This window comes from Mucilaginibacter sp. Mucisp73 (genome assembly GCF_059491465.1).
Genome location: NZ_CP168507.1, coordinates 3,368,138 through 3,382,556, shown reverse-complemented (window position 1 = coordinate 3,382,556; position 14,419 = coordinate 3,368,138). Strand labels below are relative to the sequence as shown.

Genomic DNA, 14,419 nt, shown 5'->3' with positions numbered 1-14,419 from the left:
TTCTACACTAATGCTTTGCAAACTCTCCACAATTAATCGAATTACACGAATCTTAAATTGATTCAATTCGTGTAATTCGATTAATACGTAAAAATTAGTGTGAAAATTTTTCATTTATTGTTTTCCAATCTGCACCTGGTTAAAAGCAATTTCCCCAGGGTAGAGACCCGTATTCCTCTTATACTAAATGGAATTATTATCTTGCGCCACATTTACCGCACAAGATCAATCTCCATGAAAAAACTACTGTTTTTTGCCCCCTTGTTATTACTATTTTCATGTGGGCATGGCCCGGCACAGCAACTCGAAAATAAAAAACTCAACGGCCTTGCCGTTGAATATGTAAAGCTTGGCCTTGCAATAGGGCAATACGACGGCGATTTTGTAGATGCTTATTACGGGCCGGATTCACTGAAACCCCAATCCGAGCCTCTTAAAACTTTCCCTAAGGATAGCCTGCTGGCATCGGCAAACAGCCTGATGAATGACCTGCGTACCATCGCCAACACTACAAAAATTGATACTAATAAAATCCGTGCTAACTGGATGGCCGATCAACTGGTGGCCTTCAGTCGCCGGATCCGTATTTTTTCGGGAGAGGAGAGGCCTTTTGATGAAGAATCGCGCGAGTTATTTGGTGTAGCAGCGCCGGTTTATACCGATGATTTTTTTAAGGGGCAGATAGCCCTGCTCGACAGCATTTTACCGGGTAAAGGAAACGTGAACGATAGGTTTCAAAAACTGGCCAATAAGTTTATTATCTCAAAAGATAAATTAGACCCTGTTATAAAAGCGGCTATTGCCGAAGCCCGCAAGCGCACAATTGCACATTACCAACTGCCTGCCGGCGAAACATTTACGTTGGAGTATGTAACTAATAAATCATGGTCGGGCTATAACTGGTATAAAGGAGGTTACAAAAGCACTGTACAGATCAATACCGACCTGAAGATCTTTATTGACCGAGCTATTGATGTGGGCAGTCATGAAAGCTATCCCGGGCACCATGTATACAACATGCTGCTGGAGAAAAACCTTTATCATGATAAAGGCTGGGTTGAAATTTCTCTGTACCCGTTGTTTAGTCCGCAATCGTTAATTGCCGAGGGCAGTGCCAATTACGGTATTGAGGTAGCGTTCCCCGGTGATGATAAAATAAAGTTTGCGAAAAACGTATTGCTGCCGCTGGCCGGTTTGGATACCGCCGGTGCCGACCTGTATTTCAAGGCCCTCGCCATAAAAGGAACTTTAAACTATGCACGCAATGAGGCTGCAAGAGGGCTGATCAATAATACCATGAGACAGGATAAAGCATTGTCGTACCTTAGAAAGTATTGCCTCATGAACGATGAGACAGCTCAAAAATCAATCAGCTTTATCAAAAAATATCGCAGCTATGTTATCAACTACAATTACGGCCAGGATTTAGTGAAAAACTACATTGAATCAAACGGAGGCACGGCCAAAGCTCCTGCAAAGCGTTGGGAATTGTTTGGCAAATTGCTGAGCCAGGAAGTTGAACCGGTAAGCTTGGTAAAGAAGTAAACGGCGTTTTACTGTTTGGGGGATGTTGTGTCCGTTTGAACGGATGTTTATATAGAAGAAGCTGCGTCATAAATCAAATTGACAACCCCGGTGCTGTGTTACCTATGAGTTAAAATTAGCCGATAATATTTATACAAAAGGGGTTGCCGCATTTTTGCTATAAAATTATGCCAATTAATTGATTGTTAATATTTTAAATAAATATTAACCCTGAATTGTGTTAACCCTGTTAACCCCTGTTTTGTTAGAAAAATTAATTTAATAGAAACTATAATATCGCTTAAGGTATTTGGATTAAAAAATGAAGCTTATCATTTATAATACCGCCTCCTTCTATTTATAAGATAATTTTTATTCATACATTAGAGGGCAACGTTTCCTTATACATAACCAATTTAACACCAATATTATCCTTATAAATGATTAAGCCACGGTATTTTATAGCCATGTGTTTTGTGGCAGGTATTTATACGTCCTGTAAAAATCAGCAAGGCAATCAAAACAATAACTATAGCGGTTGGCCCGCCTATGCGGGTTCAAAAGAAGGGTTACGATATTCATCAAACGAAGAGATTACTTTAAATAATGTAAATAAGCTAAAAGTGATGTGGACTTTTAGTACGGGCGATAAGGATACCGCAAACCGCAGCCAAAATCAATGTAATCCAATTATGGTTGATGGTATTTTGTATGGCACCAGTCCTAAATTGAAGCTATTTGCGCTCAATGCTGCCACAGGCCAGCAAAAGTGGCTGTTTGATCCAGCAAAGGATGATACCACCAATAACGGCGACCCGATGGCTTATTATAAAGTGAGCCGCGGAGTAACATACTGGCAAAATGATAATGGCGGCGAAAAGAGGATTTTCTACAGCGTGGGTGCTAAAACCTGGGCTATTGATGCCGAAAACGGCACTCCGGTGCGCTCATTTGGCAAGGGTGGCTATCTCGACCTCACTAAGAATTTAGACAGGGATACAAAATCATTTGTCGCAGGAACCACGCCCGGCGTGGTTTATAAAGATGTATTGATTGTTGGTGACCGTGTATCCGAATCAGCCGATGCAGCCCCTGGGCATGTGCGTGCTTACGATGCCCGTACAGGAAAGCTAAAATGGATCTTCCACACCATACCGCATCCCGACGAAGTGGGTTACAATACCTGGAAAGATACAACGGCTTACAAAAAATTTGGCGGAGCTAACAATTGGGCGGGTATGGCTTTGGATGAAAAGCGGGGGATCGTTTACATTCCAACCGGTTCAGTAGGTGGTGACTTTTATGGTGGGTTCAGGAAAGGGCAAAACCTGTTTGCCAATTCATTGCTGGCACTTGATGCAGCTACGGGTAAGCTGAAATGGTATTACCAATTTGTGCATCACGACCTTTGGGATCGTGACCTGCCTGCCAATCCAAACCTGGTAACCATTGTTAAAGACGGTAAAAAGATAGATGCCGTAACACAAATCACCAAGCATGGGTATGTATTTATGTTCGACAGAACGAATGGAAAACCTATATTCCCGATAGTGGAAACACCTGTGCCAACCAAAGCCCTTCCCGGCGAAGAGGTTTGGCCTACGCAACCCATCCCAACTTTGCCGCAACCTTTCGCCCGGCAAATGTTTAATCCCGAAGATGTTACCGACCGTACGCCCGAAGTGAACAGGGAAATGCTGTCAAAATATAACCAGGTTAAAAACCGGATCATGTTTACCCCGCCAAGCAAGGAGGGCGGCTGGATCTTCCCCGGTTTTGACGGCGGGGGCGAGTGGGGCGGAGCTGCTGTTGATCCTGAAAGTAAGATACTATATGTAAACTGCTCAGAAATGCCATGGGCGCAGGTAATGATCGATGTACCTAAAACCAACACTAATGATCATTCACCGCAGGCATTAGGACATGTGGTGTATAATACGAATTGCATCGGCTGTCACGGTGCCGAACTGAAGGGTAACGGCACATCCTATCCATCGTTGGTAAACATCGGCAAAAAGTATACAGCCGATCAGGTGAGCGGTATTATTGCCGCCGGCCGCAACATGATGCCTTCTTTTAAACAGATTTCGCCCACAGATAAAAAGAACCTGCTTACTTTCCTGCTCAAGATCCCGGAAACTAAGGGGGCGAAAGAGGTAGCCAAAGAACCAACTGGCAATCGCTCCGCCAGTTCGGAGGCGGAAAAGAAAATGCTTGATGAAGTACCTTATGCCATGAATGGTTATAACCGTTTTTTAGATAAGGATGGCTATCCCGGTATAAAACCGCCATGGGGTACGCTCAATGCTATCAACCTTACATCGGGCAAGTTGCTTTGGAAAGTGCCGCTGGGTGAGTATCCTGAGTTAACCAAAAAAGGAATCCCCCTAACCGGCACGGAAAACTATGGTGGTCCGGTGGTTACCAAAGGTGGCTTGGTATTTATTGCGGCCACTAAGGATGAAAAGATCCGTGCGTTTGATAAACGTACCGGCAAAGTGGTTTGGGGAGCTAATTTGCCGGCGGCGGGTTATGCTACCCCAGCAACTTATTCAATTGATGGTAAACAGTACGTAGTTATTGCCTGTGGCGGTGGAAAAATTGGAAGTAAGTCGGGAGATAGTTATGTTTGTTTTGGATTAACCGACTAACACCTCTTTATGGATTTATTTGAAGCAGTTTTTGATTTGTACGAGCAGATACGGTTAAAGGCCGAAAATGATTTTCAGGATCTGATCAAATGCCAGTACACGCAGCAATGTTATAGCGATAATGGCGCTTTTTGCCTTGTATTGGAGATCACTGTTTTAAAAAATATCTCTGATGATGATTATGGGTTGGTATTTTCCATCAATGCTCAAACAGAACCAAATCACCCCGACCATAAAAGTGATGCTAAAGGTATATTTTTAATTGCCGATGTGCATCGTGGCGATAATAAGGCGATCAGTAATTTGGATGAGCTTGTTTTTGACCCACAAAATGAAGATGCCGTTCAGGAGGCTTATGCTAAGATTGAGCAATTTGTTAAACCATTTACCACGAGCGTGAGTGATCTGCTTGTCCAGGGGTATGATATTAAGGTAGAGGATAATTCGGTAAATTAAGAATAATCGCCCACATTAAAACTACGTCATTATAAGGTATGAAACAATGACGTTGTTTAAGGTCTTTTAGTTGACGATCGTGAGCGGCCTCTCTTAAAACTGCTCCTCATAAACAGCTCCTCCGGGCGTTTGTAGCTTATAATGTTTTACCTGCCCAGGCCCTTCAAATTCAAAACGGATGCCTACAATACGGCCCATGGTGTGAGCCTGTTTAAATTCAAAGATCTGTTTGTTATTAAGATATATTTTCAGGTAATGGTCATTAACGCTGCATCTCAGGTTTTGAAATTGTGACATATCTGTACCAAAGGCACTCAGGTCATGGTTTTTGCCATCAACCCATTCTTCACCGGTTAAAATGCCCATATCGGCGATACACCCTTTGTTTACTATGGGGATCACAATTGCGGTACCATTACCTAAAATGGTGAGGTCGGCTTTGGCGCAGGCCGATTGGCCGGGTGTTGAGGTATTGCGCAGGGTGCAATCCATGGTGAAATTATCTGCATTAATTCCTGGAAATTCGCGAATGTTGGCAAATTTTACCCAGGTATTGTTAAAAACAGGTGTTCCTGATTTTTGCTCCATGACATATGCTGTAATTCCCATAAAGCCCTGCCCTTTAATTTCTTCCGGCGAAAGATAAACAGGTATGGGCTGGTGATCAAGGATGCCTTTCCAGCCCTTGGTTTTAATAAATACCGATGTTTCCTTTCGCACATGTTTGTCTACAATGAGCTTTGCTATAAAATAACCGGGATCATAATAGATAGAGGTATACTGTTTGCCGTCACCGGGTACCTGTTCGCGGCGATTAGGGTCCCATGATTGCTGAATAAAAACGCTATCAGAATGAAATGCTGAGGCATCATAATTAAATACAACTGAGTTAGGCAAATCGTCAGAAACTTTCTTGCTGGTGAATTTTATTGAGCCTGGATCAATTGGTTTATTGCGCTTGCTGCTCATGAAAAACAATGCGCCCAATACCAGCAGCAATGTGCTGCCAAACCATATATAGCGTAAACCGGGTTTTGAAAGCGGAGCCACAACTGAGGTATATGAATCATTTATTTTAACCGGTTGCTCAATTACGCCGTTAACCTGGTGGTGCTGCCTGAAATCGCGCCAACTGGTGTAGTCAAGGAAACGGGCAAGGGCATTCAGCGTTGCTGCATTGGGGAAGCTTTCGTAGCGCACCTTACCCCAGATCCTTTTCAGAGTTGATACACTGAGCTGTACCCGTGTTTTATCAAAGATTTGCTGGCTTAGCTGCTCAAAGTCATCATTAACCCAAATATCACTATCACCCCAATTTAAGGTTCGCTCAATAAGCTGCCGGCATAACAAAAGCAATTGTTTTTCCTTTTCCATTGATCTACAGGTAATAATGTGATTTAAAATCCCTAAAATGCTTTGAACAAACTTGAACTTAACTTGAAATGCCGCCCGTGCTTTATTGTAATGACAATTTGCAAGTTTTGATTAAAGTTAAAATCAAAACCCATGAACAACAAGATTTTATTGTTTGCCATACTAAGCATGACGCTTGGCAGCGGCTTTTGTTACAGTCAGCAAAAGAAAGTTACATATGATATTAACCAATTGCTGAAGGAAAATAAACTGGTGAAAGCCTACACTCGCCAAACTGTTAAAGAACTTACCGACGGCAATAAACAAGGCCTGACATTAGATGGTATTTTATGGCTTAAAGATGTGGATTTTAAAACAGGCACTATTGATATTGATTTGCGGGGCAGGGATGTTTTTCAGGAAAGCTTTTTGGGTATAGCTTTTCACGGGGTTGATACTACAACCAATGATGTTATTTATTTTCGCCCTTTTAATTTCCAAACCACAGATACGCTTCGCCGCAAACATACGGTACAATACATCAGCGAGCCGGATTTTCCCTGGGATAAACTCCGTAAGGAGCATCCGCTGGTTTATGAAAATGCAGTAAATCCTTTTCCGCTGGCGGAGGCCTGGTTTCATGCGCGTATTGTAGTTAATGCCGATAATATTGTTGTGTATGTTGACCATTCCCATCAACCATCGCTTACTGTAAAAAAACTGAATAACCGGCAAAGCGGGCTCGTTGGCCTTTGGTCGTCCGGGTTGCCGGGCGATTTTGCCAACCTTGTTATTACTCAATAAGTATAAAACAACCATCATCATGAAAAAATTAGTCTTAATGTTAATGCTGTTTGCTGCCGTGGAAACACGGGCACAACAAAAGCACCAGGTATACAACCTTTCGGTTGTAAACCCTAAACAATGGATCATCCCAAAAAACGATACGCTTGACTATGAGTTGGGTACTTTCCAGGGACAAAAAGCGCTGCTCATTAAACGGAAAATCGGCGACTACAAATCTGCCAGTTTAGCGTATAAGCCGGGTTTAAATTTTAAGGATGGTATTATTGAAATGGATGTAGCTTGTGCAAATCCCAAAGGTGGCTTTGTTGGTTTGGGTTTTCACATCCGGGATGCCCATCATTATGAAACAGTTTATTTCAGGCCGGGATCATCCGGTACTATTAACGCTATCCAGTACATGCCCGAAAAAAAGGCCGAGTTTAACTGGTGGGACTATGAGGCAACAAAATACCAGGCTAAAGCCATGATTCCGCAAAATAAATGGTTTCATGTTAAAGTGGTGGTTCGGGGCAGCAAAATGGAGGTTTATGTGGATAATGCCCCGAAGCCGGCGATGGTGTACACCCCGCTTGATCCATCAATGAAAAGCGGTGCGGTAGGTTATTGGCATGGAAACTGCCCCAAAGGTGCTTACAAAAATCTTGTAGTAACGGCTTTTAACTAAGAACTATGGTTAGGGATTTGTGCGCTCTCTATCCGTCCTTGCGAGGTTTTTAAACTTCGTAAGTCTTCAATTGCAAAAAAACGCCCTAACTACATCGATGTAGTAGAAATATATAGTCAAATGGCTGTCCTGTGCTTGTTTTTATTGAACCAAAATCTGCACTTTTATAACTTGAAATGTGCCCTGCATAAGCACTTTAACCAGTTATTTATAGTCTATGAAATTTAAACGCCTGTACAAATCAACAATTACTGCATGTTTATTAGCGCTAAGTCTCAATTCTTTTTCGCAAAATAGTTTTAAACCCCAAAAGGCTGTATTGGCAACCATCAAAAAAAACTTTGCTAATGCGGATGTACAATATAAGTATATGGCCAAACAGTTTGGGCCTGAGCAATTTCCTAAAACGTATCACCTTAATACCGATAAGTTTGAAACAAGCAACAGCAGCTGGTGGTGCAGTGGTTTTTATTCAGGAACATTACTAAATCTATATCAGCAAACTAAAGATGCTGAGCTGCTTAACCAGGCTAATGAAAACTTGAAAGGCCTCGAAAAAGAACAATATAATAAAGGGACGCATGACCTCGGCTTTATGATGTATTGCAGCTTCGGTACAGCAAACCATCTTGAGCCGAAACCTGAGTATAAAGAAATTCTGATTAATAGTGCCAAATCACTTTCAACAAGGTTTAACCCAACGGTTGGCTGTATCCGTTCATGGAATTCAAAGGCTAATGATTTTCTGGTGATCATTGACAATATGATGAATCTGGAACTGTTGTTTTACGCTACCAAGGCAACCGGCGACTCGAGCTTTTATAAAATAGCGGTTACCCATGCCAATACCACTATGAAAAACCACTTCCGCCCGGATTTTAGCTCGTATCACGTAATTAACTATGATGAACAAACAGGGGCGGTAAAAGAAAAGAAAACCGCACAGGGCTTTGCTAATGAGTCGGCATGGGCAAGGGGACAATCCTGGGGGCTATACGGCTATACAGTTATGTACCGCGAAACTAAAGACAAAAAATACCTTGAGCAGGCAAAAAATATAGCGCATTTTATATTGACCAATCCAAACTTGCCTGCCGATAAAATACCTTACTGGGATTATAACGCACCAAACATCCCCAATGCGTTGCGCGATGCTTCTGCAGCATCAGTTATGGCCTCGGCCTTGCTTGAACTTTGCCGTTATGTAGATAAAAAGGATGGCCAGGAGTATTTTAATACGGCCCAAACTATTATCAAAAACTTATCTGCACCGGTATATAAAGCTGATTTGAACACTAACGGAGGTTTTATTTTGAAACACAGCGTGGGCCATTTCCCGGCAGGTACCGAAGTTGACGTACCTTTAACTTATGCCGATTATTACTTTGTTGAGGCTATGCAGCGTTATAAGGCTTTTGCCAAATAATGCTATATTTAGCCCATGGCATTAGGTAAAGGCAGGTTAGAAGCATTTAGTGATGGCGTAATAGCCATCATTATTACCATTATGGTGTTGGAAATGAAGGTTCCGCATGGCGAAAGCCTGGAAGCTTTGAAACCGCTTATCCCGGTTTTTTTAAGCTATCTGCTCAGTTTTGTATATGTAGGTATTTACTGGAACAATCATCACCATACCTTGCAGGCGGTACGCTCTGTAAACGGTAAAATATTGTGGGCCAACCTACACCTGTTATTCTGGCTATCGTTGATACCTTTTGTAACCGGCTGGATGGGAGAGACCCACCTCACCCAATGGCCGGTTTTCTTTTATGGTGTGGTGCTCATTATGAATGGTATTGCCTATCGCATCCTGGCGTTAATGCTCATTAAACATCACGGTGAAGACTCGTTAATAGCAAAAGCTTTCGGCAATGATTTTAAGGGGAAAATTTCTGTGGTGCTGTACGCGGTTGCTATATTATGTACCTGGCTAAATCCTGTTGTCAGCGTTGTAATTTATGTAGTGGTAGCCGGGAGTTGGTTTATACCCGATAAACGTTTCGAACGTCTCCTCGAATCTTAACAGTTGCCTGAATTAAGATCGGGATCCCGGTATGATAAAAAGTGCAGTAACCCTGCTTACGTGGTGCTTATAGTTAAAAAGCAGTTCACTTTTAACTATGCTTTATTTACCCAAATAGTTTATTCCGGCTGTTTTTAATTTTTTAATAACCGCTGCTGCCACATCGCGCCCCTGCTGATTGCCGTTAACAATGGCATCATTAAAATGAATACCGCCATAAAAACGGGACAAAGAAGCCTCTTCAGCAGCCTGCTTAAATGATTTGAAATCGCGGGGGCCAACACCATAGGGGATTTCCGAATCATCTGTGTAAGCAAAGTTATCACCTAACAGATAACTTAATACTCCAGCCGACGAATTTGACAATACGGCATGGCCGCTTGGATATTCCGGGAATGGCGGGGTTTGCAGCATGGGTACCCATTTAATATCAATGTATTTGTTGATATAGGTTTCGGGGCGGATGCCGTTACTGCGATATTTTTCGTCCCAGCAACTGATAAATGCATCCATTTCGGTCATGGCTACCAGCGTTGCTACTTGTATCGATTTATCAAAACTAAGCCCGGCTTTTTTTACGGCAATACCGACAATGTTCATCCAATGCCCACCCGGACTGATTTTTTTAAAACCGATCATCATGTGTCCCGATGTGGTGACAGCAAAAGGGTTGCAATCCCAAAAGTTGGCAATCATGATCTGCTCTGCCGACATGTTTTTGGATACCTTGTAAACTGCATATGCTTCCTTGTAAAAGTCGCTGGTGCTGTCAGTGCTGAATACGGCGGGCCTTATAGGCACAAACTGGTTAGAGGAGTCGATAAACATAGGCCGAATGGTTTTCCAGTTAGGCTCAACGGCCTCCATGTACATTGGAGGGGTTGGGAACCAGTTTTTACCGCCTTTTATAGGTGAGTACCTGAGCCGACCACTCAGTTTGTTGTAATTATCTGATTTGGAATAATTAATAACCTTGCCAGTCATTTCCATGGCAGCTGCTATTGATTGTTTGATCACATCTTCGGTTACGCCGTTCTCTTTAAGAAGGGCTACATACTTATCCTCATCATCCTGCAGCATAAAGCCCGATGGGAGCATCTGCTTTCCTGTTTCCAGTATACAATACATAGCGGCTATGCGATAATCGTACTTATCGGCCGGGATGCTGATCTGGTTATCCAGTGTGTAGCTTTTGATGAAATTGTCAACCGGTATTACCTGTTTATTGTTGAGACTAACCAAATTATAAGCCCCCAGGGTTACATAAGCATAATAGCGGGAGGCTGCGGGCGGGTTTACAACATCATGGATCATAACCGCCGAAATAGCGTTTACAGCCTGATCTATATGCAGGTACGGAAGAATGTTTTTTTTATTCTTTTGCGCATAGGCTGTTGTGCTTATCAGCGCTAAAAATAATATGGATATTTGTTTGATCATCTGTTTTAATTTTTGTTTCGAGTTTCAAGCATTAAGGCAGAAGCTAATAGTTCTCTAACACACTAAAGCTCCCGATTCCAGACTTTAGACTTGTTACTTAAAACTCAGTACTTATAAAACTGCAAAGCCTGGCCCGATGCCCCTATCATTACATAATTTGCGCCGTTTATTTTTATTTCCGTGGCCGATTTTACGTCACCGTTTACTGATAGCCCTGCAACCGGTTGGCTTTGATATGTGAAATTACCTCTCCCGTCGCCGGTAAGCAGGCAGCCATAATTTGCATCAAAGCTTCCCAATTTCAGGCGGTTATCTGAATAGTTGCCCAGCAGCAGGAAGTCTGTTTTACCGTCATGATTAAAATCGCCGGTGAGGATCTCTGATACCGATGAATATTGGGCCTGCAACGGCAGCTCGGCTTTTACAAACTTTCCACCACGGTTCATGAACAGGCATGTTGCAACCTCATTAGCTGTAAGCTTAGTAGCTCTAGCAAGCTCTTCGGGCGTGAAAATATCTTTCATGGTAGCATCGCAATAAGCTTTGTATGAAGCGAACCTTTTACGCATCGGGTAAATCTGGTCGTTCAATTCGTCGCGGCTTACAAAAGGGTAGCTTACGCCCTGTATATAAAAGTTAAAAAACGGATCGATTGAGCCGTTGCCGTCAAAATCGGCAAAATACATTTCGGCGGGCTCTGTTTGGCTGGCATGGATCTGTGTGTTTTCGCCAAGGTTGCCAGCAATAATATCAGGCTTGCCATCGCTATCCACATCGGTAATGGTTAGCGTGTTCCAGAAACCGCTAACGGGATGGTCAAAGTATTTGACTGTTTCATCAACAAAACCAGCTTTGGTGTTGGTAAATACCATGATGGACATAAATTCGCCGCATACTACCAGGTCTTTACGGCCATCGCCATTCAAGTCGACCCATTGAGCATCTTTGATCATACCTATGCCTGTAAATGGTGCATCGGTAATTTCAAAATGACCACTGCCCGTATTGGTAAGCAGGTAGCTTTTTGGTGCAGACGGATAAGAACCCGGTGTAACGTTTGATCCGACAAACAGGTCAATTTTTCCGTCGTTGTTATAATCACAAGGGCGTACACATGATTTACTGCTGGCGGTTAATATCGGGAGGGAGGTGCTTGAAAAGCTGAAATTGCCTTTACCATCGTTTAGATAAAGCTTGTCCTGCAGCTCATTGGCGCCGGGTTCTAATAGTGAATAGCCGCCTTTGGCTATGTACAGATCGGGAAAACTATCGCCATTGGCGTCAAAAAACGCCGCTGCTGATGTGTTTTCTTTATTAACGTCCGATATCTCCTGAACGGCATAATTGCCGCCTGCTTTTTGAATAAATATCTTGCTCGGTGTATTCTGATCACCGGCAATAAATAGGTCCTCAAGACCATCTTTGTTTACATCAGCTTTGGCTATCACCGGCCCTGTTTTTGAGCTCATGAACAGCATCAAAGGCTGGCGCTTAAAATCATTGATGCTATTTTCGGTATGAGTATAATCAATAATCGGTTTAGCTAAACTAAAAACAGATTTGGTAATGGCTTTTCCATTGGTTTTAAATACAGGATTGCCTGTTTTATAGGTAATGTTTAAGCGTTGATTTGCTTTAACATTGCTAAGCAATTGCGATGTTTGATCGGGCCAGATGATCCGTACTGAATCTGCCTGCTGCTGGTCACTCAATCCAAAATTTAAAACTGTGGATACGCATGAAAGATATCCCCTGTTAGGGTTAACCTCCTGGTACTGTACTTGCTTACCGCTATATACAAATATTTTTGAGCCTATGGCATTGGTATTTCCTTCCGGCTGTTTAAGGTTTATTGCCAGGTAGTTCTTTTTGCCGGTTTCCATGGTCATGTTTTGTAATATGGAAGCCTCGCTGTTGATATTATTGGTAACCAGGTCAAGATCGCCGTCGTTATCAAGGTCGGCATAAACAGAGCCGCTGGAAATGCCACCTTTATTGATCCCCCAATCTTGTTTTTTATCGGTGAAGGTAAGGTTATGATTATTTTGGAAAATATAGTTTGACAGGGTAGTAGAAGGCATAGCTTTAACCAGGTCCATGAGCAGGAATGGTTCGCGGTTCATAGCTTTTTTTAGCTTATAATCGCCCCAGTATCGTAAAAAATCCTTGTTGGTATAATCGCGGAAGTAACCGTTGGAGATGAAGATATCCTTGTAGCCGTCGTTGTCAAAGTCGGCAATAAGCGGGCACCAGCTCCAGTCAGTATTGGAAACACCTGCCAGCTGACCGATTTCGCTGAAAGTACCATCGCCATTATTAACCTGCAGCATATTGCGCATATATTGTTTGTACAGGTTCTGGTTCAGCATCAGCTCAAACGATTCATAGTTTTCCTGTAGTTGCAACAGCTTTTGACGCCGGTTATCAGGCGGCAGCATGTCAAGCGTCATCATATCAGGAAGGCCATCATTATTGATGTCGGCGATATCAACCCCCATTGAAAATTGTGACAAATGTTTGAAGCACTTTTTACTATCCTCGGTAAAAGTGCCGTTTCCGTTGTTTATGTAAAGGTAGTCGGGTTCGTTGTAATCGTTGGTTACATAAATATCCTGTAATCCATCTTTGTTCATATCAGCTATGGCAACCCCAAGGCCAAAGGTGAGGGGATTTTGAATGATGCCCACTTTTTTGGATACATCAACAAAATGACCACCCTGGTTTTCAAAAAGTTTATTGCTGGCCAATTCGTCGGTTTCGGCTTTGGCCTGTGCAAATTCAAGGTTGCTGATTTTTTTAACGTTATGGTTAAGCAGGAACATATCCAGCTTGCCATCGTTATTATAGTCAAAAAATACAGCCTGGGTACTATAGCCCGGATCATCAAGGCCGTATTGTTTGGCCATTTCAACAAATTTGCTGTTGCCTTTGTTGATGAAAAGCTGGTTGCGGCGTTTGGCATTATCACCAAGGCCGGAGTAACATACATAAATATCCAGGAGACCGTCGCCGTTAACATCAGCCATGGTGACGCCGGTTTTCCAGTCGCCGGGCCTGCCGGCGAGGCCGCTGCCGGCTTGCTGGGTAATGTCTTTAAATTTAAGGTTCCCTAAGTTGAGGTACAGTTTATTTTGACCAAGGTTGCTGGTAAAAAATAGGTCTTCGAGGCCGTCATTGTTGATATCGCCAACGGCAACACCGCCGCCATTGTACAGGTACTCATAGGAGAGCACGTTGAGCTTTTCGTCCTCAACCAGGTCATTGCGGAATTTAACACTGGTTTCTTCGGGGGTAAGCAGCTTAAAAAGCGGTTGCTGCGCATTACCGCGCATACTTTGTAATGTAAACAGCGCAACAGTACAAAATGTAAAAGTGTTTAACCTTTTAAGTTTGAAATTAACGAGGGGAGAAGAACAACACATTATCAACAGATTTTATTTTTCCGGGCCGCAGGGGGATTTAAATTTACTTATTTGTATTGATAATTGCCACCGGATTATT

At 42.7% G+C, this 14,419-nt stretch carries 10 protein-coding genes; 7 read left to right on the top strand and 3 right to left on the bottom strand.

All coding sequences use genetic code 11. The features are described from left to right. The first annotated feature begins 234 nt into the window (after positions 1 to 234). The 3 genes from ACEN82_RS14060 to ACEN82_RS14050 all read left to right on the top strand — a co-directional run bounded on the left by ACEN82_RS14060 (position 235) and on the right by ACEN82_RS14050 (position 4,631). Entirely contained in the window at positions 235 to 1,545 is a 1,311-nt protein-coding gene (locus ACEN82_RS14060) for a hypothetical protein (protein WP_413321763.1), read from the top strand. Positions 1,546 to 1,964: 419 nt separating this feature from the next. Continuing rightward, a complete protein-coding gene (locus tag ACEN82_RS14055) occupies positions 1,965 to 4,175 on the top strand; it encodes an outer membrane protein assembly factor BamB family protein (RefSeq protein ID WP_413321764.1) in 2,211 nt (736 codons plus the stop codon). A gap of 9 nt (positions 4,176 to 4,184) precedes the next feature. Further along, a complete protein-coding gene (locus ACEN82_RS14050) occupies positions 4,185 to 4,631 on the top strand; it encodes a hypothetical protein (RefSeq protein WP_413321765.1) in 447 nt (148 codons plus the stop codon). Between the two features lie 93 nt (positions 4,632 to 4,724). On the opposite strand, the gene ACEN82_RS14045 is transcribed toward ACEN82_RS14050, so the two are convergent. Next, on the bottom strand, positions 4,725 to 6,005 hold the full coding sequence (locus ACEN82_RS14045) for a hypothetical protein (protein WP_495643975.1): 1,281 nt from the start codon (positions 6,003 to 6,005) through the stop codon (positions 4,725 to 4,727). 132 nt (positions 6,006 to 6,137) lie between these two features. On the opposite strand from ACEN82_RS14045, the gene ACEN82_RS14040 reads away from it, so the two are divergent. From ACEN82_RS14040 to ACEN82_RS14025, 4 genes are all read left to right on the top strand, one after another. Next, a complete protein-coding gene (locus ACEN82_RS14040; RefSeq protein ID WP_413320061.1) occupies positions 6,138 to 6,788 on the top strand; it encodes a hypothetical protein in 651 nt (216 codons plus the stop codon). A 19-nt stretch (positions 6,789 to 6,807) separates the two neighbouring features. Next, a complete protein-coding gene (locus tag ACEN82_RS14035; protein WP_413320059.1) occupies positions 6,808 to 7,455 on the top strand; it encodes a LamG-like jellyroll fold domain-containing protein in 648 nt (215 codons plus the stop codon). A 217-nt stretch (positions 7,456 to 7,672) separates the two neighbouring features. Next, a complete protein-coding gene (locus ACEN82_RS14030; RefSeq protein ID WP_413320057.1) occupies positions 7,673 to 8,881 on the top strand; it encodes a glycoside hydrolase family 88 protein in 1,209 nt (402 codons plus the stop codon). Positions 8,882 to 8,896: 15 nt separating this feature from the next. Then, positions 8,897 to 9,478 (top strand): TMEM175 family protein, encoded by a 582-nt coding sequence (locus tag ACEN82_RS14025; RefSeq protein ID WP_090524963.1) that lies wholly within the window; start codon positions 8,897 to 8,899, stop codon positions 9,476 to 9,478. Between the two features lie 102 nt (positions 9,479 to 9,580). On the opposite strand, the gene ACEN82_RS14020 is transcribed toward ACEN82_RS14025, so the two are convergent. Together ACEN82_RS14020 and ACEN82_RS14015 are read right to left on the bottom strand one after the other, a co-directional pair. After that, entirely contained in the window at positions 9,581 to 10,918 is a 1,338-nt protein-coding gene (locus ACEN82_RS14020; protein WP_413320055.1) for a vanadium-dependent haloperoxidase, read from the bottom strand. A gap of 104 nt (positions 10,919 to 11,022) precedes the next feature. After that, positions 11,023 to 14,250 carry a VCBS repeat-containing protein gene (locus ACEN82_RS14015; protein WP_413320053.1) on the bottom strand — a complete coding sequence of 1,076 codons (3,228 nt, stop codon included), beginning with the start codon at positions 14,248 to 14,250 and terminating at the stop codon, positions 11,023 to 11,025. Between the last annotated feature and the right edge of the window lie 169 nt (positions 14,251 to 14,419).

Coding starts and splice junctions, on each gene's coding strand:
- ACEN82_RS14060 (WP_413321763.1), top strand. CDS start 235: ATGAAAAAACTACTGTTTTTTGCCCCCTTGTTATTACTATTTTCATGT.
- ACEN82_RS14055 (WP_413321764.1), top strand. CDS start 1,965: ATGATTAAGCCACGGTATTTTATAGCCATGTGTTTTGTGGCAGGTATT.
- ACEN82_RS14050 (WP_413321765.1), top strand. CDS start 4,185: ATGGATTTATTTGAAGCAGTTTTTGATTTGTACGAGCAGATACGGTTA.
- ACEN82_RS14045 (WP_495643975.1), bottom strand. CDS start 6,005: ATGGAAAAGGAAAAACAATTGCTTTTGTTATGCCGGCAGCTTATTGAG.
- ACEN82_RS14040 (WP_413320061.1), top strand. CDS start 6,138: ATGAACAACAAGATTTTATTGTTTGCCATACTAAGCATGACGCTTGGC.
- ACEN82_RS14035 (WP_413320059.1), top strand. CDS start 6,808: ATGAAAAAATTAGTCTTAATGTTAATGCTGTTTGCTGCCGTGGAAACA.
- ACEN82_RS14030 (WP_413320057.1), top strand. CDS start 7,673: ATGAAATTTAAACGCCTGTACAAATCAACAATTACTGCATGTTTATTA.
- ACEN82_RS14025 (WP_090524963.1), top strand. CDS start 8,897: ATGGCATTAGGTAAAGGCAGGTTAGAAGCATTTAGTGATGGCGTAATA.
- ACEN82_RS14020 (WP_413320055.1), bottom strand. CDS start 10,918: ATGATCAAACAAATATCCATATTATTTTTAGCGCTGATAAGCACAACA.
- ACEN82_RS14015 (WP_413320053.1), bottom strand. CDS start 14,250: ATGCGCGGTAATGCGCAGCAACCGCTTTTTAAGCTGCTTACCCCCGAA.